The following is a 22,763-nucleotide window of genomic DNA, read 5'->3' as shown; positions in this document are numbered from 1 at the left end:
CACTACAACGAGCACCACCCCCATAGCGCCCTGCGGTATCACTCGCCACGCGAGTTCCGCCGAAAGGCCATGGCAACCCGTTAAATTACGTGAGGGTTCCTGTCCTCAAATACGGGGAGCACTCCAGGCTGTCGCACTGCCTCTGCTTTATTCAGGGGTAATGCCTGCTGCCTTGATGACCTGCCCCCACTTGGTGGTTTCGGCGGCTTGGAATTGTGCCAACTCCGAGGCTGAGGTGGTCCAGGCTTCAGAGCCGGACATATTGAAGAAGGACTTGGCCGCAGCGCTGTTCACTGCCTTGGTCAGCAGTTGATTGAGCCTGGTCGCGATAGGTGCTGGTGTATTGGCAGGCGTGTAGGCTGCGAACCAGTAGCCCATGTCATAACCTTTGACACCGGCTTCCGCGATGGTCGGAACATCAGGCAACTGTGCGCTGCGCTTCTGGGTGGAATATCCCAATGGGCGCAACTTACCCGCCTTGATCTGAGGAACGCCCGTCGAGACGTCTGTAATCATCAGGTTTATTTGCCCTCCGAGAAGGTCCGTGAGAGCAAGCGGATTGCTCTTGTAGGGAACGTGAAGGATGTCGACGCCAGCGAGCTGCTTCAGCATTTCGCCAGCGACTCTGCTTGAAGAGCTGCCGCTGCCGAAACTCAGCTTGCCGGGATTGGCTTTGGCGTAGCCCAGCAGATCGCCTACGGACTGATAAGGCGAAGTCGCGGGAACGACCAGAACCTGCCCACCTTTGCCCAGACCTGTGATGGGGGTGAAATCCTTGACAGGGTCATAGGAGAGTTTCTTGTACAAATGCTCGTTGGCAGCATGCGTCGTATTGGTCGTGATGAGCACGGTGTAGCCATCAGGCGCGGCCTTGGCCACCGCTTGAGCCGCAATCATGCCACTGGCACCGCCTTTGTTTTCCACCACGACCGGCTGCTTGGTTTGCTCGGAAACGGCTTGTCCCAAGGCGCGTGCAAGCTGGTCTGTGGCACTGCCAGCGGCAAACGGAACAACAAAGGTAATAGGCTTGTTTGGAAATTCGCCCTGTGCAAAGGCAAAGGGGCTGAGCGCCAGGCTTGCACCGCATGCAAGAACAGTGCGTCGTGTCGGAAATTTCATGGTTTGTCTCCTAGTGGTTGTTGTAGAGAATTCAGGCGCTCGGGCCGACGAGCAATGACTCGAGATGGCATGGAACCACGACAGGCATTTCAAGCACCCTGAAGCACAGCGTTTTTCCATGGCTGTCCAGGTTCAGCGAGTCATTGACTCCCCCATCCAGCACGTTGTCGAGCACCAGATTCATGGCGTGGAGCTTGGGTAGCAGGTATCGCCGGATATGGCTTGGCTTGCGGTCTGCAAACAGACGAATCACGGCTTGTTCGGTGACTTGTTCGCAGACCACTTCCCACAAATCCGGATGCCATGCAATGACGCTGATGTTGGAGCGGTTCCCTTTGTCACCCGTGCGTCCATGCGCAACTCGGTAAAGGGGAACGGTAAGGGTTGAGTTCATGGCTTACTCCTGATGAGGCTTGGTCCAGTGGAAGCCAGTCGTAATCTGTTGCTGGGGCACCAGGCACGACACCATTCCCAGGCGCTGGCGCATATGGGTGCGAACGCCCCCTCCTCCCGCCGGGCCGCAGCAATACAAGGCGTTTATTTCACGTGGCAGACGCGCCGCGACTGCATGGTCGGCATGCTGCCAGGCCATGCGAAGCCGAACATCCCGAGATTCGCCGGCAATGCCTGCTTCAGTCAGCCAGTCGCTGGTGTCGTTTCCCCAGACGCTGGTTACGCCGATCAGGTCTGTTCTAAGGGGCGCAATATTCGCTAGGCGGCTGGATATGGTCTGGGCGGCCAAACGCGCACGTTCAGCAGCTCTTGGACCTGCGTAGGAGATCTCTCCCTCAGCAAACCACCCTGACTCAAAGCAGACATTGACTTTGAGCATCTCAGGCCTCGGGTGGCCGATGACACCTTCCAGGCGCACCCGGTCAGGTCCGACCGAAATCACTTCTGCCTGGGTGATGTCGGCAACAACGTCTGGCGTGAGGTAGCAGGCAGGGTCATGGATTTCGTAGAGCAGTTGCTCTTTGACCGTGGCTGCAGTGATGCAGCCCCCGGTCAGAGATGGCTTGAAGATCGTGCTGTTGCCCGCGCTGTCGATTTCGGCAATGGGATACCCCAGGCGGTCCATGTCCGGTACATCTTTGTACCCGGGGTCTGCGAAATAGCCGCCAGAGACCTGGGTTCCACATTCCAGCAGATGCCCGGTCATCGTGGCTCGGGCCAGGCGATTCCAGTCATCCCAGGCCCAGCCGAAGTGGGCCATGGCAGGTCCCACAACAAGTGAGGGGTCGGAAACGCGGCCGCACACAACGATGTCTGCACCTGCCAGCAAGGCCTCGGCAATGGGTCGTGCACCTATATAGGCATTGGCGCTCACCAGTTGCTGTTCTGGCATGTCCGAGCCCAGAGCTTTTTCGAGCAGCTGGTAATGCGCGGGGCCGCTGAGGTCATCCCCATGAACCACCGCTATTTGGGGTGGGCGCGTTCCGAGTTCCTTGGCCAATACAGCGATGGCCCGGGCTGCGCCTTGTGGGTTGGCCGCACCAAAGTTGCTGACGATTCGAATGCCATGCGCGAGGCAGTCGGCGAGCACGGGCCGGAGAAACTCCACCATGAGAGGCTCATAGCCTGCATCGGGATTCTGACGACGAGCAAGCTGTGCCAGTGCCAGAGTGCGCTCGGCAAGCGTTTCAAAGATCAGAAAGGCAGGCTTGCTTTGCCGAACCAGCTCCTGCACGACGGGTTTCGCTGCATCAACTCGATCGCCGGAAAAGCCTGCCGCACATCCGATGAGCAATGACGTCGTTTCGTTTTGCACTCTTGTCATGAAACCTCCTGTTGCCCACTATAGAAAAACCGCTATAAGCTGTGAAATCGATTATTGAGATTAATTAATCCGCATTTCAAATGAATCTATCGTCGCGCGATGTGCAGGCATTCCTTGTACTGGCCAAACAAAAGAACTTCACCCAGGCCGCCAGCATGTGCCACCTGTCACAACCGGCTTTCAGTGCACTCATCCGCTCCTTGGAGCAAACGGTAGGGCTCAAGCTTTTCGACCGCAGCACAAGACACGTGGTGCTTACCCGTGAAGGGGAACGATTTCTGCAGTCTGCGGAGCGCCTCGCCGCAGAGTTTGCTGCCTGCGAAAGAGCGATGCGTGATACAGCACAACTGGCCCAGGGACATGTCTCAGTTGCATTGCTGCCATCCCTTGCCGCAGGCTGGCTTCCTGAAGTGCTGAAGGTGTACACGGCCCGGTATCCGGGAGTTCAGCTGGGTGTATTGGACGTGCTGTCCGAGCCATGCATTGCTGCCGTGGCCAATGGAGAGGCGGATTTTGCGCTGGCCGCCATACGCGTGGATACCCCCGACCTGAAGGCAGAGCCGTTTTGCAGTGACGGCTTCTATATGGTGTGCCCTAGCGACCATCCATTGGCGGACAGGGACGCGCTGTCGCTGGAGGATCTGACGCCCTGGCCGTTCATCCACTTGGCACGCCACAGCAGCGTTCGTCAGTATCTGGATGCCGCTTTTTTCCCGCGAAAAATGCAGACTTTCGTTGAAGTTGAGCAATTGGCCACCGTGATGGGGCTAGTGCAAGCCGGACTAGGCATCACCGTAGCTCCCGCGCTGAGCCTGTTTCACTTCGACAAGCCTGGGCTGGTGGCGCGGCACCTGCCGCTGCCGGGTATGGACCGGCAGATCTATATGGTCCGGAAGCGAGAGCGCAGCCTTTCATTGGTTGCTGAAGCGCTCTATCAATTGATGCAGGACATGCCTCCTTCAAACACTTGACTTGGTGCTCTCCGTGAATCAGTCACCCAGCAGCTCTGTGCCTGTACATGCCCCCTCCCCATCTACCGTGACAGGGTTTTATCGAGCCAGTAGCCAACCCTGCAGCCAGTCCTTTGTCGAGGCCAAATACCCGGGCAATAACCACCACCGTGATCAAGCCGGACAAGGCCACCACGACGGCCATCATGATTTCCTTGACCGAATGACGCCCCAAAGAATTGAAAAACTGCGGGCCGCTTTCAAAGCCCACGGCATATATGAACAAGGCGAAAAGCACGGCTTTGATGCCCGAATCGATCTGAATGCCGATCTGGCTGCGCTGCCAATAACGAACCAGCCACACCACCTAATTGGAATGACCCGAAGCGGAACTTGCCGACCCAGTACCCCAGAGCCAGAGACGCGAAAAGTGCGGCCTCTGGTGATTGGTGAAAGATGCTTTTGAGTAAGTCCACGGCCACCTCTACTTCCGGATAAAAGGATCAAGCAACGGAAAGCCCGTCCAGACCCCTAAATGCAGGGGCTTGGAAATGCTTGAACTCAGGAGAAAGCGGTTTGCTATTAGGAAGCGTGGATCGAGATCGCCTATCTCAAAACTGATGCCACGTCCATTGGCTGGGTAGTTTTTTGTCTTCTTCTATTTCTATCCACCATTAAAGACAAAATCGTGCCGAAATGTAGGACGTTACCGATTATTTTTTTCAAAATACTCATGGCTCTCCAGTTACGGCTTGGCATTGACCGCCAATATTGACAAGCCACCGGCATCAACCGGCGGTCAAGCCTTTGGCGCCGAGACTGGATTGAGCTGGATCGCAGCCTGGGCGCCGGCTACCGGTTAGCGCAAGGTTCGTCGGTTTATGGAGCGCCGGGTTGCCGCCAGATTGCTTCGACGCGTCAAGGGTTGGGCCACATTGGGATCCGCTGCATTGGCTGCTGCCGCCAGTCTTTGTTGTGCCTCCAGCAGGCTCTTGAGATCGGCTGCACGCTCCTGCGCCAATGCTGCCGTGTTCTGGGTGGTCTGCAACTGGGCATGCAGATTCAGGATCTCCTGCTCGGATTGTTCAAAGCGAGTCTGCAGCTCTTGATAGCGGGACTCTGCCTTGCGTTCCTGATCCTGCAGGCTTTTTCGCGCTGCGGTGAGTTCCTGCCGCGCACGATCGACCTCGTTGAGCATATGGCGCTCGTTGCCCGCGTACTGTTCGGCCATGCGCTGGCGCTCGGCGGCGGCCGACTGAATTTCCTCGCTGTGCTTTTGCTGCTGCAATTCACGCTGGCGTACGGCATTGCTCAGCTCATCACGTAGCTCTTCCAGGCGCTGATCGCGCTCCTGTAGCGTCTGCTGCATTTCGTCAAGACGCCGGGCCAAGTCTTGGGCGTGATTTTGAGCTGCCTGCAGGGCTTGATTCAGCGCATCTTTTTGCGCTTCCATGGTGGCCTGGCGCTGCGCGAGTTGCTCCTGTTGCGCCACAAATGCCTGCTCTGCAGCTTTCAAAGCCTGTTCGCGAAGATCCAAAGCCTTGCTGGCTGCGGCTTTCGCCTCTTCCTGTGCCGCATTCCAGAGCTCCTCCGCTAGACGCTGCACAGGGTCCGGCACCGATTGCAACACGGAAGGATCCTGCTCTCCCGCCACGCCCAGACGACGGCCCAGCGTTGCAAACCAGGTCTCCAGCATGGGGCTGACCGTATTGGGAGAGCCTCGCCCTATCTGCTGACGCACCCGCTCTATGGTCGGACGCAGCCCCTGGGCTATCAACGCATCCGCTGCAGCCCAGACATCGGACTCCTGAACACCTCTTGACGTAGTTTTGCTTGTATTCATATCTATTCTTCAAATAACTAACGATAAGTGATTGTTATCGCGATCTATGTTTTATATACGTAATACACAATACATCTTATGTATTAAATATTACGTATGAAATTTTCATACAGATGACAACATACATTACCGCGTTTTCAGCATCTGAATTTGTGGATAGGAGGGCGTTTTCCATTGAGGGAGAGAAATTTCTTTGATTCGTCTACACACTCGCCGCCGTGTCACTGGTGCAGCTGCTTGCGACGATCCCGCGTCTCACCTTCGGCATGCCGTGCCAGGTCTTGTAAGCCGCTCTCGGAACTTGCCGCTCAAAGCCGCCCGGCTTCTACAGACTTCTTGACTGGCGCCAATCGACAGCGGTTGGAAGATGAAGTCAGGGCGAAAATAGCGCCATGGATTCAAGCAAGCCCTCGCCCTTCCCTGCTCCCGTGACTTTTGATGCCAACCGCCTGCAGATACAGGATGTCCCTGAGTCCGCTCTTGCCCCCAAAGCGCATGAAGCCATCAAGGAACTGATGCATGAAGGCGAATCCCGCAATACGCGCAGCAGCTATCAAAGCGCCATGCGTTACTGGGCGGCCTGGCATCTGCTGCGTCTGGGCCAGCCCATGCAACTGCCGCTGCAGGTTTCCACGGTGCTGCAATTCATCATCGACCATGCCCAGAGGCAGACCGGCGCGGGCTTGATCCATGAAATGCCGCCCGAAATCGATGAGGCCCTGGTTGCAGCCGGTTACAAGGGCAAAAAAGGGGCGCCTTCACACAGCACGCTGGTGCATCGCATGGCCGTGATGTCCAAGGCCCATCAGGTGCATGCCATGCCCAATCCCTGTCAGGACGGAGCGGTGAAGGAGCTGATGTCACGCACGCGCAAGGCCTATGCAAGGCGCGGCGAGTTGCCGCAGAAAAAAGAGGCGCTGACGCGCGATGTGCTGGAGGAGTTGCTGGCCAGCTGCGACGACAGCTTGCGCGGCCTGCGTGACCGGGCGCTGCTGCTGTTTGCCTGGGCCAGTGGCGGGCGTCGCCGCTCCGAAGTGGCTGGCGCCGATATACGTTTCCTGCGCACCGTAGCTAATGGGGAGTTCATCTACACCCTGAGCCATAGCAAGACCAACCAGAGCGGCACCGATACCCCCGAGAATCACAAGCCCGTTACCGGCCGTGCAGCCATTGCCTTGAGAGCATGGTTGGACGCTGCACGGATCACCGAAGGTCCTATCTTCAGGCGCATCCGCAAAGGAGGCCATGTGGCAGAGCCACTGACTCCCGCTGCCGTGCGCAACATCGTCAAAGAACGCTGTGCGCTGGCCGGTGTGGAAGGAGACTTTTCGGCACACTCGCTGCGTTCGGGATTTGTGACCGAGGCCGGCAGACGCAATCTGCCGCTGGCTGACACCATGGCATTGACCGGGCACCATAGCGTGAACACCGTACTCGGTTACTTCCGTGCCGACTCGGCACTCAACAATCAGGCCGCGCGCATGCTGGACGAGGACTGATCAAGTCCCATCAGCTGCAGCGCAGTCTGATGAATGGCGGATTGCGGATCGGCCAGTTGCAGCGGCAAATCAAAGTGGTTGGTTGCCGGCGCCTCAACCCATTGCCCCGGCAGACAACGCGCCTGCCACGCAGCCAGGTATTCGCGCGACTGGCGCTTGAATTCATGGCTTTCAAACTCGCCACAACTCACGCGCAGCTGGCACTGACCATGCGTACTCGCATCGGGCAGCAGAAAGCGGGGGCTGTTGCGTATCGCGGCAGCATCGTCCAGCTGCATCCAGGCGTTGATATGGGTTGTCAGCAGCGGCTGCAGGTCGAACAGACCGCTCAAGGTCAATACCGATCGAGGCACGGACTGCGCTGGCAGGTCATAGTCTTGCAGCCACCCCTTGGCCAGCAACATGCCTGCCAGATGTCCTCCTGCCGAGCTTCCGCAAACACAGATATTGCGGGCATCACCGCCGTAGATGGTGATATTGCGCACCACCCAGGCATAGGCCTGGCGCATCTGATCGACGATATGGTCCAGTGTGACGGAGGGGGCCAGATCATAGTCAGGCACAACGACGATAGCTCCGTCCCGCGTCAGCGCGGGTGCCATGAATGCCGAATCATTCTTGCTCAAGGCCTTCCAGTAGCCGCCGTGGATGAAGATGAAAACAGGCGCAGCTTGTGCTTTCGCTGCCTGAGTTGCAGGCAGATAGATATCCAGAACATCCGTAGCCCTGGGGCTGTAGCGCTGATTGCGAACTGCGCCAGGCAATGCAAACGCAGCCTGGCTTTCCTGCGTGTAGCGCGCCAGATACGCAAGCGGGTCCTGCACGCTGGCGCGGGCGTTGTATTGGCGGTCGTAGTAAGCAGTCGTGAGGACGGTCGAGATGGGGGGCATTTTTCTGCGCGGCTTTGGGCTTCGGGCGGCGATCATTCGCAGCGCACAGCATAAGCCACGCTGGTAGCTCTCTGGAGCCTCGAAAGCGCCAGTTCTGCGAGTCTGCATCCTCCAATTAGACCTATGCGCCTGTCACTGAGACACATTAAATTACATTCATGCAACTGGAATCAGAGCGTTGGAGCAGGTGTTGAGAAAAGCAAAAATGGGGGCTGGCTGCGTAGCCATGATGTGGGGCCTCTGCGCCCAGGCCGGCGGCCTTGATAGAACGGGCCAGGACCTTGGGCCTTTGTTTGAAAACGGTCGCTATCTTTCTGTCGAAACTTATAGGGTCCAGCCTCGAATTCAGGGCATGGATGTACTGGGAAAGTCCACCGGACAGGTCGCCGACGATTACACTCAATGGGGCTTTGCATACAAGCAGGATGTGAATCCGCGCACCTCGGTGCTGCTCATGTTGAGCAAGCCTTTTGGCCTTGACATTGCTTACAGCCCTCTGCAATCGCCTCTTTTTGGCGGCACTCAGGCCCGCGTGAGCAGCCATGAGCTCATGGGGGCCATGCGCTACCGCTTGGATGAGCACTGGGCTGTTCATGGTGGGCTGCGCCTGCAGCGCACCGAAGGACATGTCGCTCTGGGGGGAATGGTGTTTGGAGCGCTCAATGGATACCGAGTGGATTTCAGACCCAGCACCGAGCCTGGCTACTTGCTGGGCATGAGCTATGAGCGCCCGGATATGGCCTTGCGCGTTGCTGCGACCTATTACTCGGCTATCAAACACAAGATCGCTACCCGTGAAAACCTATGGCCGGGCGAAACAAGGACGGCATCAACTGCCCCGCAAAGTTTCAACCTGGATATCCAGACAGGCATCGCGCCAGGTACCCTGCTCTTTGGACAGATTCGCTGGACCAACTGGTCGCAATTCAGGCTGTATCCGCAGACCCTGGCGGCGGTACTCCCAGGCCACAGCCTGGCAGACATGGAGGACACCACCACCTACACGCTGGGTCTTGGGCAGAGGCTGGCTGCGAACTGGTCAGGCTTTGTCGCCGTGGCTTATGACAAGCGCAGCGACAAGGCCGCGCTGTCGCCATTGCGCCCCACCAATGGCCGTCTTGGCTACACGGTGGGGGTGAGCTATCAGCAAGGGCAGTTCAAGCTCACGCCCTGGCTGAGCTACCAGCGCCTGGGCTCGGTAGACATCTCCAGCGGCGGCACCACTCTGGCAAATTTTGATGCCGAGTCCGCCACGGCGTTCGGGATCAGGCTCGGCTATCAGTTCTAAGAACAATCGCAGCTATCACGCTGCTGCAATCTGGCAGCCGGAGCCCGGAACACTCAGCCCAGCGCTGCGATCACGTCGGCCGGAGCCTGCACCAGCTCGATCAGCACGCCCTCACCTGCAATCGGAAATTCGTCATTGCTCTTGGGATGCAGAAAAGTGATGTCATAGCCTGCCGCGCCCTTGCGAATACCGCCGGGAGCAAATCGCACGCCATTGGCCGTCAGCCATTCCACGGCCTTGGGCAGATCGTCGATCCACAGGCCGATATGGTTCAGCGGCGTGGCGTGCACGGCGGGCTTTTTCTCGATATCCATGGGCTGCATGATGTCCACTTCCACCTTCATCGCGCCCCGCCCCATGGCCAGGATGTCCTCGTCCACGTTTTCGCGCTCGCTCTGGAAGCTGCCGGTCTGCTCCAGACCCAGCATGTCCACCCACAGCTTTTTCATGCGCTGCTTGTCGGTGCCGCCGATGGCGACTTGCTGAATGCCCAGAACCTTGAAAGGACGATTGCTCATGAATGACTCCTTGATTGATAGCTTAAAGCGCAATACTGGTAGGCGCTAGAGCCGGTTTTTATTGAAATATCAGACCTCGCCCAGCAACCAGCTGCTGGCCATGGCAAAGTATTCGCGCAGCCAGGCATTGAAACGCGTGGCCAGAGGGGTTGGAGCCGCCACGGGATACACCTGAGGCAGATCCTGGCGCTTTGCAATGTCCATGGCGCGCATCAGATGAAAGTCGCTGCTTACCATGGCCATGGGTGCATCCGCAGCCACGCCGCGCTCGGCCAGCAAGGGCCGGCTGAGCTTGAGGTTCAGCTCGGTGCTGGTGCTGAGCTTTTCCAGCACCAGCCGCTGCGCAGCAATACCGTGACGCTGCTGCAGATAGCGGGCCATGACCTCGGCCTCCGACTCTTTTTCACCCCAATCGACACCGCCGCAAACGGCGACGAAGGCCTGGGGCTGCAGCTTGGCCAGTTGCGCCGCCTGATCCAGTCGCGCGGCCAGCACCGGCCTTGGGTGGCCGTCGAGCGTGCCGCTGCCCAGCACCACGATGGATTGCACGGGCGGCACCTGCTGCGGCGCAATGCCCAGGTCGGACAAACGGCTCCAGAACCAGAAAAGGCTGAGCAACCACAGCGCAAAGCCAGCCCAGCCCAGCGACCAGAGCCTTTTATGCAAGGGCCTGGCAGCACGCCAGTGCTGCGCCGACCGCCATTTCCAGCTTAGCCACAAGGCCGCGGCACCCAGCATGGCGGGCAACACCACGCCGACATTGAAGTGCCCCATGCCCATCAGTACCAGCGCATCGACAAGCAGCAGCGTCCCCGACAGAGCCAGCAGCGCACGCGCCAATTTGGCAGGGCGGGAAATCGTTGCATCTGCTTTCAATGTCATAGCTGCTAGCTGAGTCTGGATAAAGGATAGAGCCGATCTTATTGAAAATTGGAAGGCCCGCAGAGCCAAAGCCGTGCGGGCTTTTGCTTCGGGGCCTTATGCTCAGACCATATCGGTTCTGAACAGAGGTCCCGAAAAGCTCTCATCACTCGAATTCCAGAATGATGTCGTCCACCGCCAGCGAGTCGCCCTTGGCGGCGCTGATCTTGCTGACCACACCATCCTGGGCTGCGAACAGGATGTTCTCCATCTTCATGGCTTCGATGACGGCCAGCTTCTCGCCGGCCTGCACCTTCTGGCCGGGCTGCACTGCCACGTCGACCAGCAGGCCGGGCATGGGCGAGAGCAGGAATTTGGACAGGTCGGGCGGGGCCTTGTAAGGCATGAGCTTGTGCATCTCGGCGCCCTTGGGCGAGAGCACCAGCACATCGGCTTGCGTGCCGTTGTGGATGACACGCAGAGCCAGCGGGTTCTTGCCGTTGCCGCGCTCGATCTGGCAGGTGAAAGCCTTGCCGTTGCAGACGCCGCGCACCACCAGGTCGCGAATATCGGCATTGCTGCGGAACTCGTAGGCCTTGTCGCCGATCACCACCTTGCAAACGCGCGCCTGGGCATCGAAGTCGGTCACTTCGCCAGTCACATACTGATTCTTGCCTTCAGCGCCCAGAACCACGGCGGTGTACTTCTCGCCCACCTGAACCTGGTGGCCCTGCATCTGGCCGGAGATGGTCGATGCACGCGCACGGTAGCGGCGATTGCGGAACAGGGCCAGAGCCACCAGGAAGTCGGGGTCATCGTGGGGCACGTCCTCGGCATGGAAGCCGTCGGCATAGTGCTGGGCGATGAAGCCGGTGTTGAACTTGCCCGAGACAAAGTCCGGGTGTGCCAGCAGAGCTGCCTGGAACGGGATGTTGGAGCTGATGCCGCGGATGGCAAAGCCGTTGAGCGCTTCGCGGGCCTTGGCGATGGCGTCGTTGCGATCCTTGCCGTGTACGATGAGCTTGGCAATCATCGAGTCGTAGTACATGGGGATCTCGCCGCCGTCGTAGACGCCAGTATCCACACGCACGCCGTTCAGATGCTCGGTATCGGACTGCCACATGGTCTGCTCGGGCGGCGCAAAGCGCACCAGACGACCGGTCGAAGGCAGGAAATTGCGGAACGGGTCTTCGGCGTTGATACGGCACTCGATGGCCCAGCCGTCGCGCTTCACATCGGCCTGGGCAAAGGACAGTTTTTCACCGGCGGCCACACGAATCATCTGCTCGACGAGATCGAGGCCAGTGATGCATTCGGTCACCGGGTGCTCCACCTGCAGACGGGTATTCATCTCCAGGAAGTAGAAGTCCTGGTCCTTGCCGACCACGAACTCCACGGTGCCAGCGCTCTGGTACTTGACAGCCTTGGCCAGGGCCACGGCTTGCTCGCCCATGGCCTTGCGGGTTTCGTCACTGATGAAGGGCGAAGGCGCTTCCTCGATCACCTTCTGGTGACGACGCTGGATCGAGCATTCGCGCTCGTTCAGGTAAACCACATTGCCGTGGCTGTCGCCCAAAATCTGGATTTCGATATGGCGGGGCTCCTGCACGAACTTCTCGATGAAGATGCGGTCGTCGCCAAAGCTGTTGCGCGCTTCGTTCTGGCAAGAGGCAAAGCCTTCAAAAGCTTCCTTGTCGTTGAAGGCCACGCGCAAACCCTTGCCGCCACCACCGGCCGAGGCCTTGATCATCACCGGGTAGCCAATGCCCTTGGCGATTTCCACGGCCTGCTCGGGGCCCGCGATGGCGTCGTTGTAGCCGGGGATGGTGTTGACCTGGGCTTCGCCGGCCAGCTTCTTGGAAGCGATCTTGTCGCCCATGGCAGCAATGGAATGCGACTTGGGGCCGATGAAGGCAATGCCCTCTTCTTCGCAGCGCTTGGCAAAGCCCTCGTTTTCCGACAGGAAACCGTAGCCGGGGTGCACTGCCTGTGCGCCGGTCTGCTTGCAGGCTTCAATGATTTTCTCGCCCAGCAGATAGGACTCGCGGCTGGGAGCAGGACCGAGGCGTACGGCCTCGTCGGCCAGCTTGACATGGCGTGCGTCCTTGTCGGCGTCGGAATAGACCGCCACGGTCTGGATGCCCATCTTGCGCGCGGTGGCGATGACTCGGCACGCGATCTCGCCACGGTTGGCGATCAGAATCTTGGTAAACATGGATATATCTCCTGGTTCTTCTTGTTCTTACAGAGGGATGTTCCCGTGCTTGCGCCAGGGGTTGTCCAGCTGCTTGTTCTTGAGCATCTCCAGTGAGCGGCAGATGCGCTTGCGCGTTTCATGCGGCTGGATCACATCGTCGATAAAGCCACGGGCGCCGGCCACAAAGGGGTTCGCAAAGCGTTCCTTGTATTCCGCTTCGCGCGCGGCCAGCTTCACCGGATCGTTCTTGTCTTCTCGGAAGATGATCTCCACAGCGCCCTTGGCGCCCATCACGGCGATTTCGGCATGGGGCCAGGCCAGGTTCACGTCGCCGCGCAAATGCTTGGAGGCCATCACGTCGTAGGCGCCGCCATAGGCCTTGCGCGTGATGACGGTGATCTTCGGCACCGTGGCTTCGGCATACGCATACAGCAGCTTGGCGCCGTGCTTGATGATGCCGCCGTATTCCTGAGAGGTGCCGGGCATGAAACCGGGCACGTCCACAAAGGTGACCACGGGGATGTTGAAGGCATCGCAAAAGCGCACGAAGCGCGCGGCCTTGATGGAGGATTTGATGTCCAGGCAGCCAGCCAGCACCAGGGGCTGATTGGCCACGACGCCCACGGTCTGGCCGGCCATGCGGGCAAAACCGATGATGATGTTCTTGGCGTACTCGGGCTGCAGCTCGAAGAAATCGCCATCGTCCACGGTCTTGAGAATCAGCTCCTTCATGTCGTAGGGCTTGTTGGCGTTTTCAGGCACCAGCGTATCCAGCGACATGTCGGCGCGGCCCACGGGGTCTGTGGTTTCGCGCACGGGAGCCTTTTCCTTGTTGTTCAAGGGCAGGTAGTTATAGAGGCGACGCAGCATCATCAGTGCTTCCACGTCGTTGTCGAAAGCCATGTCGGCTACGCCGCTCTTGGTGGTGTGGGTGATGGCTCCGCCCAGCTCTTCGGCCGTGACTTCCTCGTGGGTCACGGTCTTCACGACTTCGGGCCCGGTCACGAACATATAGGAGCTGTCCTTGACCATGAAGATGAAGTCGGTCATGGCCGGCGAGTACACGGCGCCGCCGGCGCTGGGGCCCATGATCATGGAGATCTGGGGCACCACGCCCGAGGCCAGCACATTCTTCTGGAACACATCGGCATAGCCGCCCAGAGAGGCAACCCCTTCCTGGATACGCGCACCACCCGAGTCGTTGAGGCCGATGACGGGGGCGCCGACCTTCATGGCCTGATCCATCACCTTGCAGATTTTCTCGGCATGGGTTTCGGACAGCGCACCGCCGAACACCGTGAAGTCCTGGCTGAACACAAAGACCAGACGGCCGTTGATCATGCCGTAGCCGGTGACCACGCCGTCTCCGGGGATCTTGGTGTTTTCCATGCCAAAGTCCGTGCAGCGGTGCTCCACGAACATATCCCATTCTTCAAAAGTGCCGTCGTCCAGCAGCAGCTCGATACGCTCGCGCGCCGTCAGCTTGCCTTTCTTGTGCTGCGCATCGATGCGCTTTTGTCCCCCACCCAACCGAGCGAGTTCTCGCTTGGCTTCCAGCTGCTTCAGGATATCGTCTTGCATGCTTGTCCTCTAACGTGATTTGGGTTGCTTGTCTCGCAATGGTGATGCTGCGATGCTATGGTAATAAGAGCTGCTAGCGCCTACTGCATTTGGGCTAGAAGCAGATTTCTTGCTGCGGTACTGGCGGCGATACGACCCGCAGCCACATCGTCCTGAAGGACGGGGAGCATGGCCTTGACCTGCGGATGCTGGCGAAACGCCTGCTTGAGGCCGAAATCGATGCGCTCCCACATCCAGGCCAGGGCCTGCTTCTCGCGGCGCAGGGCCAGGCGGCCGTTGGCGGTTTGCAGCTCCCTGAAGCTGCTGACTGCAGCCCAGAAGCCCTCCACCCCTTGCCCAAGCAAGGCACTGATCTGCAGCACCCGCGGCTGCCACAGCGCGCCGGTGTTGGCGTGATCGGGGTTGCCGTGCATGCCCAGCAGGCGCAGGCTCGATGTGATCTGGGCCTGAGCACGTGTAGCGGCATGGGGGTCGATGTCGGCCTTGTTGATGACCACCAGGTCGGCCAGCTCCATCACGCCCTTTTTGATGGCCTGCAGGTCGTCGCCCGCATTGGGCAGTTGCAGCACGCAGAACATGTCCGTCATGCCGTGCACGGCGATCTCGCTCTGACCCACGCCCACGGTCTCGACGATGACCACGTCGTAACCGGCGGCTTCGCAGACCAGCATGGCCTCGCGCGTCTTTTCGGCCACACCGCCCAGCGTGCCGCTGCTGGGGCTGGGACGGATATAGGCCTCCAGCCGCATGGACAGTTGCTCCATGCGGGTCTTGTCGCCGAGGATGGAGCCGCCCGAGACGGTGCTGGACGGATCGATCGCCAGCACGGCCACACGCAGCCCCTTCTCTATCAGGAACAGGCCCAGGGCTTCGATGAAGGTGGATTTGCCGACGCCCGGCACGCCACTGATGCCAAGGCGAAATGCCTTGCCCGTGTGCGGCAACAGAGCGGTGAGCAGACCGTCAGCCTGTTCACGGTGGTCGGCCCGGGAGGATTCAAGCAAGGTAATGGCCTTGGCCATGGCCCGGCGCTGCACGGCGGGATTGCCGTGCAGGATGCCGTCTTGCATTTGCTCAGGGGTCACGTTGCGATCGCCTTTGCTATCGATGCTTGCCGGCCGATCAGAGACCATTGGCCTTCTTGATCTGCTCCAGCACATCCTTGGCGCTGGCAGGAATGGGGGTGCCGGGGCCGTATACGCCCTTGACGCCCGCGTTGTAGAGGAAATCATAGTCCTGAGCGGGAATAACGCCGCCCACGAAGACGATGATGTCGTCCGCACCCTGCTTCTTGAGCTCGGCAATGATGGCCGGCACCAAGGTCTTGTGCCCGGCGGCCAGAGTGGAGACACCCACGGCGTGCACATCGTTCTCGATGGCTTGGCGAGCGCATTCTTCGGGTGTCTGGAACAGCGGCCCCATGTCCACGTCGAAACCCAAGTCGGCAAAAGCGGTTGCGACCACCTTGGCCCCGCGGTCGTGACCGTCCTGACCCAGCTTGGCAATCATCACGCGGGGACGGCGCCCCATGGCCTGCGAAGCGGTGTTGATTTCTTCCTTGAGCTTGTCCCAGCCTTCGGCTGAGTCATAAGCGGCAGCATACACACCGGTCACCTTCTGGGTATCGGCGCGGTGGCGGCCAAACGCCTTTTCCATCGCGTCGGAAACTTCACCTACAGTGGCACGCAGGCGCACGGCCTTGATGGACAGATCCAGCAGATTGCCCTCGCCGGACTCTGCCGCTGCCGTGATGGCGGCCAGCGCAGCTTCCACTTGGGCAGCATCGCGCTTAGCCTTGATATTCTTGAGCCGCGCAATCTGGCTGTCACGCACCTTGACATTGTCCACTTCCAGAATGTCGACCGGGTCTTCCTTGGCCAGCTTGTACTTGTTGACGCCGACGATGACTTCCTTGCCCGAGTCGATACGCGCCTGCTTCTCGGCGGCGGCAGCCTCGATCTTGAGCTTGGCCCAGCCGCTATCCACCGCGGCAGTCATGCCGCCCATGGCATCGACCTCCTCGATAATGGCCCAGGCCTTGTCGGCCATTTCCTGGGTCAGTTTTTCCATCATGTAGGAGCCGGCCCAGGGGTCGATCACATTGGTGATATGGGTCTCTTCCTGAATGATCAGCTGCGTGTTGCGGGCAATACGGGCAGAGAACTCCGTGGGCAGAGCAATGGCCTCGTCCAGCGCATTGGTGTGCAGGGACTGGGTGCCGCCAAACACGGCCGCCATGGCTTCGATAGTGGTGCGAACCACGTTGTTGTAAGGGTCCTGCTCGGTCAGCGACCAGCCCGAAGTCTGGCTATGGGTGCGCAGCATCAGGCTCTTGGGGTTCTTGGCGTCAAAGCCCTTCATGATGCGGCACCACAGCAGGCGCGCGGCACGCATTTTGGCCACTTCCAGGTAGAAATTCATGCCCACGGCCCAGAAGAAGGACAGACGGCCCGCAAAAGCGTCCACGTCCATGCCCTTGGCAATGGCTGTCTTCACATATTCCTTGCCGTCGGCCAGCGTGAAAGCCATCTCCAGCGCCTGGTTGGCGCCGGCTTCCTGCATGTGGTAGCCCGAGATCGAGATCGAGTTGAACTTTGGCATGTTCTGGCTCGTGTACTCGATGATGTCGCCAATGATCTTCATCGACGGCTTGGGCGGATAGATATAGGTGTTGCGCACCATGAACTCTTTCAGAATATCGTTCTGAATCGTTCCGGCGAGTTGGTCCTGCGAAACACCCTGCTCTTCGGCGGCTACCACATAGCCGGCCAGCACGGGCAGCACGGCGCCGTTCATGGTCATGGAAACGGACACCTTGTCCAGGGGGATCTCGTTGAAGAGGATCTTCATATCCTCGACGGAGTCAATCGCCACACCGGCCTTGCCCACATCCCCCGTCACGCGTGGATGGTCAGAGTCGTAGCCACGGTGCGTAGCCAGGTCAAAAGCGACGGAGACGCCTTGACCGCCGGCAGCCAGGGCCTTGCGATAGAAGGCATTGGATTCTTCGGCGGTGGAGAATCCGGCGTACTGGCGAATGGTCCAGGGCCGGCCTGCATACATGGTGGCCTGGGGGCCGCGGATATAAGGTGCAAATCCCGGCAGCGTGTTGGTAAAAGGCAGATCGGCAGTGTCTTCGGCCGTATAAAGCGGCTTGACGATAATGCCGTCCGGCGTGACCCAGTTCAGGTTGTTGATGTCGCCACCGGGGGCCGCCTTGTTGGCGGCCTTGTTCCAGGCTTGCAGATCAGCGGGTGCAAATTCTTGTGGGTCCTGTGCCGGATTCTCTTGGCTCATGTTGTCTCTCGTATGCGGTGCGCGCAGTGAAGTTTGGAATTGCGGTGAACTACCTAGATGCGCCTAGTGTACATGATTCATAATTATGAATTCAAAATACTTGCAGCATATAATCTCGCGTAATGACAAGCAAAACACTTACTCCTCTTGCGCTATATGAGCAGGTCGCCGAGCAGTTGCGTCAACGCATCTTCCGGCGAGAGCTTGAGCCAGGAGCCTGGATCGACGAACTCAAGATTGCCGAGGAATACGGCATCAGCCGCACTCCCCTGCGCGAGGCACTGAAAGTACTGGCCGCTGAAGGCCTGGTGACGATGAAGCTGCGTCGAGGCGCTTACGTGACCGAGGTATCGCGCAAGGACATCTCCGACGTCTATCGATTGCTGAGTCTGCTGGAGGCAGATGCTGCGGCCGAGGTTGCCGGCAAGGCCACGGACGAGCAATTGCAGCGTCTGCAGCAGACCCACGAGGAGTTGAAGCGGAACACAGCCGACGCCGAGCGGTTTTTTGCGCTCAACGAGAGCTTTCACATGCAGATTCTCGATATTGCCGATAACCGCTGGCGTAACCAGCTGGTGGCCGATTTGCGCAAGGTCATGAAGCTGAACCGTCACAAATCGCTGTTCAAACAAGGCCGTATTGAAGACTCCCTGGCAGAGCACGAAGCCATCATGCAAGCACTGCTGAAGCGCGATCCGAAAATTGCCATGAGCGCAGTGCAGCAGCATTTCTCAAATGGACTCGACGCTGCGATCTAAAAGATCCATGTTCGATCCGTTCTAGTATTTATCCTACAAATTTGAAATATTGGATTACCCACTTCATGCGATGCTTGTCAGGTAACTGAATGTGCTTTCAGTGTTACAGGACCATGATTCATGCTGGCGCAATTTTTCTGGAGCCCGTCTGCCGACGCTCACGTGCTAAAGGGTGAATATGACCCCTTCCTTGTGACCTTATCGCTGGCAGTTTGCTGGATTGCCTCTGGTCAAGCTTTGCGCCATGCTGCTTTTGCCAGACTGGCCACATCAAGGCAGTTGCGCAACTGGTCCATTGTGAGCGGGTCGCTGGCACTGGGCATAGGCATCTGGGCCATGCATTTCATCGGCATGCTTGCTTATTCTATGCATGCTGTAGTTCAGTATGATTTGCCGGTCACCGTCTTCTCCATCATTCCAGGTATCGCGGCATCAGCAGTGGCCCTTGCCTTGCTGGCTCACAATGAACTCAATCTCAGGCAATTGGCATTAGGTGGCTTGACGGTTGGTATCGGCATTGCTGCAATGCATTACAGCGGCATGGCAGCAATGCGCATGCCTGCCACGCACCAGTATTCACCACTCTGGTTTGCCATTTCTCTCATTGTTGGCGTAGCGCTGGCCACTTTGGCGCTCTGGATTCGTTTCGGGCTGGCACGCTTCAACCTCAAACAAGACCACTGGCGCAAAACACTGGCGGCCATCATCATGGGCGCCGCGATCTCAGGCATGCATTACACAGCCATGCTGGCGCTGCGAGTCACGGCCGAGCATGAAACGTATGACGCGGCATCATCGAACGATCGTTTGATTCTGGCGCTGACCATTGCCGTGATTACTCTGCTATTTGGCGGACTGATTGCACAGGCCAATGCCTTGATTCAGTACCGCAGTCGCTGGCAGAAAGTGGATATGAATGAAGCCCGACTGCAAGCTTTGGTGAATATGGCAGCAGATGGAATTATCTGCATCGATAATCGGGGATGCGTAACGGATTACAACCCAGCAGCTGAGGTCATATTCGGCTGGAGTCCAGATGAAGTATTGGGCCAGAACGTGAAAATGCTCATGCCCGCAGCGCTGTTCAACCAGCATGATCATTATCTGGAGCAGCATGAAGCCGGCCAGCGAAACAACGCGCCACCTCTGAAGAACAAAATTTCAGAGGTGCTTGGCCAGCACAAGGACGGTACGCTGATTCCCATGCGCCTGGCCTTGAGCCAAGCCGAGGCCCGGGGTCAGCGCATGTATATAGGCCTTCTGACCGATCTCTCAGACCGCAAGCGAACCGAACGACAACTACATATAGCTGCCACGGTATTCAATCATTCCTTCGAAGGCATGGTGGTCCTTGATGCGAACCGGAAAATTGTAGACATCAACCCGGCCTTTGCACGTATCAGCGGCTTGAACCGCCAGGCAGCGAAGAACAAGGAGTTCTCCAGTCTTTTCATTCACGACGATGACAACACGGTGGTCCAGTGGTCGCAGATCTGGACGGAAATCGGTAAAAAAGGGCACTGGCAAGGCCTTCGCGTGATGCACCATGACGGGAACCGCCATCAGATTTCCCTGACGGCAGTACGCGACGAGCAGCAGCGCCTGCACCATTACATCGCCGTCTGCTATCAAAGCATCGATATCCCGCTCGGAGCCACAATCTGAGTCCTATACCGGCCTGAATCTCTCTAGCGCTATCATTCACGTAGCGGGAAATTTCCCGCTTCCTGAAGGCAAGCGCATGAACCAAGCAAGTGAAACCGATGTACTGGGTCTCCAAGCAGAGAAACAGCATTTGACTATCGAGCAAGTGCAAACCTTGCCAGAGCTTCTGGCCATGCGCGTTCGCTGCACGCCATCGGCCGAGGCTTACAGAGAGTTTGATGAGAGCACAAATGCCTGGAAAAGCCTGAGCTGGGCCGAAACTGCCAAACGTGTCGCTCTGTGGAGCCGCGCCCTGTGCGCCTCGAATCTTCCTGTCGGTGCAAGGGTTGCAATCTTGCTGCCCAATGGCTTTGATGCAATGACCATCGACCAGGCCTGTCTGCGTTGTGGTTACGTGCCAGTTCCTCTGCATGCCATCGACAATGCCGGAAGCATTGCATACATCCTGGCCGACTCGGGTGCTTCCTTGCTGGTCGTGGCCGACGCCAAGGCCTGGCAGAGAATCTGTGCTACAGGTCAGGACCTGCCGGGACTCCAGGCCGTTATTCACGCACAGCAAGGCCGTCCGATCGATTCGTCGAACGCTTACGTCGTACCTGTCGAGCAAGCAGAGCAGGACTCAGTCAAGGTCTTGCAGCGTAAGCCGGTCATTGTTTTGTCTGCCTGGCTTCAGGCTGGTCAGCGGCATACCTCTGCCCTCCCCCTGCCACCAAATAAAACGGAGTTGGCGGGCATTGTCTACACCTCCGGAACGACGGGAAAGCCCAAGGGCGTCATGCTCACTCACGACAACGTGGTCAGTGATTTACACGCGGTGATGCAGCGTGTGAAGGCCTTCCCTGAGGACGTCTTTCTCTCGTTTCTGCCGCTCTCACACACTTTCGAGCGAACTGCGGGCTACTACCTGGCCGTTGCTACCGGTTCCTGCGTCGCGTACGCACGCTCTGTTGCACAACTCGCACAGGATATGAAGCAGGTCAAGCCGACCGTACTGATCTCAGTGCCTCGCATCTATGAACGTGTTTATGCCAAGGTCCAAGAGTCGCTTGCTTCCAGCCCTTTCAAGCACAAGCTGTTCGACGCGGCAGTCAACAAAGGCTGGAAGAGCTTCTGCGCTCATCAAGGCATGCCCTTGGGCGAGCAACCGGAAGCCAAGGCGAGCTGGGCTTCTGCCTTGCCCGGCTGGCTTTTGCGCAAACTTGTCGCCCAGCCTCTACTTGCGCAGTTTGGAGGCCGACTTCGCGTCGCTGTGAGTGGCGGAGCCCCGCTGTCTCCGACAATTGCGCGCACTTTTCTGGGCCTGGGCCTGCCCATGGTGCAAGGCTATGGCATGACCGAAACCGCTCCTGTGGTCAGCGCCAACGGACTCGACGATAACTGGCCGGATACCGTTGGCCATGTACTACCGGGAATTGAGGTCCGAATTGGTGATGATCAGGAGTTGCAGGTGTCTGGCCCGGTAGTGATGCGCGGTTACTGGAATCGTCCGGAAGACACCGCCAAAGCCTTTACCGCCGATGGCTGGCTGAGAACCGGTGACCAGGCTTCAATCGAAAATGGCCGTATCCGAATCAAAGGTCGCATCAAGGAAATCATTGTTACATCGACGGGTGAGAAAGTGCCTCCCAATGATGTGGAGCAGGCCATCCTCGTCGATCCCCTGTTTGAGCAAGTGTTTGTAGTTGGCGAGGATCGTCCGTTCATCGCCTGTATCGCGGTTGTTGGCCAAGTGGAATGGGAAATGCTTGCCAGGAGTGTTGGACTGAACCCGAATGACGGATCCAGTCTGCAGCATGCAGCGGCAGAGAGAGAAGCGCTGGCCCGAATAGAGAGGCAGACACGCAGCTTCGCCCGTTATGCGGTGCCCAGAGCCATCCACCTGGTCAGGGATAGTTGGAACATTGACAACGGCCTGATGACCCCTACCCTCAAGCTCAAGCGAAAGAACCTGATGACCCACTACCAAGACGCTATCGAGCAGATGTACGTCAAGCCCATTGACAGCTGGAAGACAAAGACTCATTAATCGATCGAGAAGGGTTTAAGGAGCCCTTGTAAAACTCATGTAAGTTACATTAAATATGGTTAGTCAATTCAAATTCGGTTGCTAACTTCATACTCACCGACCTTCTCTCTTCTTCAGCCATTCGATAACGATGTCTGACACTGGCTTCTCATAGCCACGGTAATCATGCTTTGCTCCAGGAACCTCCACTTGCACAAAGTTCTCGGAAACGAGGGACTTGCGAAAAGATGCTGCTCTAGCATCCATTTCGTTGTCACCATACACATCGATAACTGGAAGCTTCACTTTTCGCAGATTTAGATTGGTGTTAACAGGTTCCTTGCCTCCCGCAGTCAATCCGACCCCGATGAAACCTACAACCGGCGCAGTGGAGCGGCCCCATTGATCTGAGGACAGGTAAACCCTCTTAACCTAAGAGGTAGTCTTGTGACTGTATTTATGCCTAGTCCTAAAAATCTAACGAACGTAGAGGTGCTGGGGCCGCAGAAGCGCCG

Annotated in this window: 17 protein-coding genes and 1 pseudogene; 6 read left to right on the top strand and 12 right to left on the bottom strand. The window is 58.2% G+C overall.

Annotated features, from left to right (window positions below; all coding sequences use genetic code 11):
• Positions 1–147 precede the first annotated feature (147 nt).
• Genes FSY45_RS26615 through FSY45_RS26605 form a run of 3 tightly spaced genes read right to left on the bottom strand, consistent with a single transcriptional unit; the run spans position 148 to position 2,896 of the window.
• Complete coding sequence (locus FSY45_RS26615) at positions 148–1,119, bottom strand: tripartite tricarboxylate transporter substrate binding protein (RefSeq protein WP_046462541.1); 972 nt, start codon at positions 1,117–1,119, stop codon at positions 148–150.
• Between the two features lie 31 nt (positions 1,120–1,150).
• A complete protein-coding gene (locus tag FSY45_RS26610; RefSeq protein ID WP_003065056.1) occupies positions 1,151–1,513 on the bottom strand; it encodes a hypothetical protein in 363 nt (120 codons plus the stop codon).
• Positions 1,514–1,516: 3 nt separating this feature from the next.
• Entirely contained in the window at positions 1,517–2,896 is a 1,380-nt protein-coding gene (locus tag FSY45_RS26605; protein ID WP_046462540.1) for an acyclic terpene utilization AtuA family protein, read from the bottom strand.
• Positions 2,897–2,976: 80 nt separating this feature from the next.
• On the opposite strand from FSY45_RS26605, the gene FSY45_RS26600 reads away from it, so the two are divergent.
• Positions 2,977–3,867 (top strand): LysR family transcriptional regulator, encoded by an 891-nt coding sequence (locus FSY45_RS26600; protein ID WP_003065051.1) that lies wholly within the window; start codon positions 2,977–2,979, stop codon positions 3,865–3,867.
• A gap of 79 nt (positions 3,868–3,946) precedes the next feature.
• On the opposite strand, the pseudogene FSY45_RS26595 reads toward FSY45_RS26600, so the two are convergent.
• Both FSY45_RS26595 and FSY45_RS26590 read right to left on the bottom strand, forming a co-directional pair.
• Positions 3,947–4,322, bottom strand: a pseudogene (locus tag FSY45_RS26595) (aspartate-alanine antiporter); the annotation flags it as partial.
• A 383-nt stretch (positions 4,323–4,705) separates the two neighbouring features.
• Entirely contained in the window at positions 4,706–5,689 is a 984-nt protein-coding gene (locus FSY45_RS26590; RefSeq protein WP_034361999.1) for a DNA-binding protein, read from the bottom strand.
• Positions 5,690–6,081: 392 nt separating this feature from the next.
• Between FSY45_RS26590 and FSY45_RS26585 the strand changes: the two genes are divergently transcribed.
• Positions 6,082–7,188: a site-specific integrase gene (locus FSY45_RS26585; RefSeq protein ID WP_046462845.1), complete on the top strand. Its 1,107-nt coding sequence runs from the start codon at positions 6,082–6,084 to the stop codon at positions 7,186–7,188.
• Here the strand turns inward: FSY45_RS26585 and FSY45_RS26580 are convergent.
• A complete protein-coding gene (locus tag FSY45_RS26580; RefSeq protein ID WP_046462846.1) occupies positions 7,158–8,078 on the bottom strand; it encodes an alpha/beta hydrolase in 921 nt (306 codons plus the stop codon). The genes FSY45_RS26585 and FSY45_RS26580 overlap by 31 nt on opposite strands.
• Before the next feature lie 352 nt (positions 8,079–8,430).
• Between FSY45_RS26580 and FSY45_RS26575 the strand changes: the two genes are divergently transcribed.
• The gene (locus FSY45_RS26575; protein ID WP_223305789.1) at positions 8,431–9,366 is read left to right on the top strand and encodes an OmpP1/FadL family transporter; all 936 of its coding nucleotides are present in this window, start codon (positions 8,431–8,433) and stop codon (positions 9,364–9,366) included.
• Between the two features lie 53 nt (positions 9,367–9,419).
• On the opposite strand, the gene FSY45_RS26570 is transcribed toward FSY45_RS26575, so the two are convergent.
• The 6 genes from FSY45_RS26570 to scpA form a co-directional block, all read right to left on the bottom strand.
• Positions 9,420–9,884, bottom strand: coding sequence for a VOC family protein (locus FSY45_RS26570; protein WP_046462848.1), 465 nt, complete (start codon positions 9,882–9,884; stop codon positions 9,420–9,422).
• A gap of 69 nt (positions 9,885–9,953) precedes the next feature.
• A complete protein-coding gene (locus FSY45_RS26565; RefSeq protein ID WP_046462849.1) occupies positions 9,954–10,766 on the bottom strand; it encodes a YdcF family protein in 813 nt (270 codons plus the stop codon).
• Between the two features lie 145 nt (positions 10,767–10,911).
• Positions 10,912–12,960 (bottom strand): acetyl/propionyl/methylcrotonyl-CoA carboxylase subunit alpha, encoded by a 2,049-nt coding sequence (locus FSY45_RS26560; RefSeq protein ID WP_046462850.1) that lies wholly within the window; start codon positions 12,958–12,960, stop codon positions 10,912–10,914.
• A gap of 27 nt (positions 12,961–12,987) precedes the next feature.
• Positions 12,988–14,523: an acyl-CoA carboxylase subunit beta gene (locus tag FSY45_RS26555; RefSeq protein ID WP_003065036.1), complete on the bottom strand. Its 1,536-nt coding sequence runs from the start codon at positions 14,521–14,523 to the stop codon at positions 12,988–12,990.
• An 80-nt stretch (positions 14,524–14,603) separates the two neighbouring features.
• Complete coding sequence (meaB, locus tag FSY45_RS26550; protein WP_187427620.1) at positions 14,604–15,608, bottom strand: methylmalonyl Co-A mutase-associated GTPase MeaB; 1,005 nt, start codon at positions 15,606–15,608, stop codon at positions 14,604–14,606.
• 37 nt (positions 15,609–15,645) lie between these two features.
• Positions 15,646–17,820, bottom strand: a complete 2,175-nt coding sequence (scpA, locus tag FSY45_RS26545; RefSeq protein ID WP_046462851.1) for a methylmalonyl-CoA mutase — start codon at positions 17,818–17,820, stop codon at positions 15,646–15,648.
• Positions 17,821–17,942: 122 nt separating this feature from the next.
• On the opposite strand from scpA, the gene FSY45_RS26540 reads away from it, so the two are divergent.
• From FSY45_RS26540 to FSY45_RS26530, 3 genes are all read left to right on the top strand, one after another.
• Entirely contained in the window at positions 17,943–18,578 is a 636-nt protein-coding gene (locus FSY45_RS26540; RefSeq protein ID WP_003065031.1) for a GntR family transcriptional regulator, read from the top strand.
• 120 nt (positions 18,579–18,698) lie between these two features.
• Entirely contained in the window at positions 18,699–20,243 is a 1,545-nt protein-coding gene (locus tag FSY45_RS26535) for an MHYT domain-containing protein (RefSeq protein WP_046462852.1), read from the top strand.
• Positions 20,244–20,319: 76 nt separating this feature from the next.
• Positions 20,320–22,269 carry a long-chain fatty acid--CoA ligase gene (locus FSY45_RS26530; protein ID WP_003065026.1) on the top strand — a complete coding sequence of 650 codons (1,950 nt, stop codon included), beginning with the start codon at positions 20,320–20,322 and terminating at the stop codon, positions 22,267–22,269.
• Positions 22,270–22,763: the final 494 nt, after the last annotated feature.

The organism is Comamonas sp. Z1 (assembly GCF_008121555.1).
Lineage (GTDB): Bacteria > Pseudomonadota > Gammaproteobacteria > Burkholderiales > Burkholderiaceae_C > Comamonas > Comamonas thiooxydans.
The sequence above is the reverse complement of the archived record's forward strand: the minus strand, read 5'-3'. Positions and strand labels throughout refer to the sequence as shown.

Bases quoted from the DNA above. Each gene is read 5' to 3' on its own strand.
- FSY45_RS26580 (WP_046462846.1), bottom strand. From the start codon at position 8,078: ATGCCCCCCATCTCGACCGTCCTCACGACTGCTTACTACGACCGCCAA.
- FSY45_RS26555 (WP_003065036.1), bottom strand. From the start codon at position 14,523: ATGCAAGACGATATCCTGAAGCAGCTGGAAGCCAAGCGAGAACTCGCT.
- FSY45_RS26530 (WP_003065026.1), top strand. From the start codon at position 20,320: ATGAACCAAGCAAGTGAAACCGATGTACTGGGTCTCCAAGCAGAGAAA.
- scpA (WP_046462851.1), bottom strand. From the start codon at position 17,820: ATGAGCCAAGAGAATCCGGCACAGGACCCACAAGAATTTGCACCCGCT.
- FSY45_RS26615 (WP_046462541.1), bottom strand. From the start codon at position 1,119: ATGAAATTTCCGACACGACGCACTGTTCTTGCATGCGGTGCAAGCCTG.
- FSY45_RS26610 (WP_003065056.1), bottom strand. From the start codon at position 1,513: ATGAACTCAACCCTTACCGTTCCCCTTTACCGAGTTGCGCATGGACGC.
- FSY45_RS26575 (WP_223305789.1), top strand. From the start codon at position 8,431: ATGGATGTACTGGGAAAGTCCACCGGACAGGTCGCCGACGATTACACT.
- FSY45_RS26590 (WP_034361999.1), bottom strand. From the start codon at position 5,689: ATGAATACAAGCAAAACTACGTCAAGAGGTGTTCAGGAGTCCGATGTC.
- FSY45_RS26585 (WP_046462845.1), top strand. From the start codon at position 6,082: ATGGATTCAAGCAAGCCCTCGCCCTTCCCTGCTCCCGTGACTTTTGAT.
- FSY45_RS26600 (WP_003065051.1), top strand. From the start codon at position 2,977: ATGAATCTATCGTCGCGCGATGTGCAGGCATTCCTTGTACTGGCCAAA.
- FSY45_RS26535 (WP_046462852.1), top strand. From the start codon at position 18,699: ATGCTGGCGCAATTTTTCTGGAGCCCGTCTGCCGACGCTCACGTGCTA.
- FSY45_RS26565 (WP_046462849.1), bottom strand. From the start codon at position 10,766: ATGACATTGAAAGCAGATGCAACGATTTCCCGCCCTGCCAAATTGGCG.
- FSY45_RS26560 (WP_046462850.1), bottom strand. From the start codon at position 12,960: ATGTTTACCAAGATTCTGATCGCCAACCGTGGCGAGATCGCGTGCCGA.
- FSY45_RS26540 (WP_003065031.1), top strand. From the start codon at position 17,943: ATGACAAGCAAAACACTTACTCCTCTTGCGCTATATGAGCAGGTCGCC.
- FSY45_RS26605 (WP_046462540.1), bottom strand. From the start codon at position 2,896: ATGACAAGAGTGCAAAACGAAACGACGTCATTGCTCATCGGATGTGCG.
- FSY45_RS26570 (WP_046462848.1), bottom strand. From the start codon at position 9,884: ATGAGCAATCGTCCTTTCAAGGTTCTGGGCATTCAGCAAGTCGCCATC.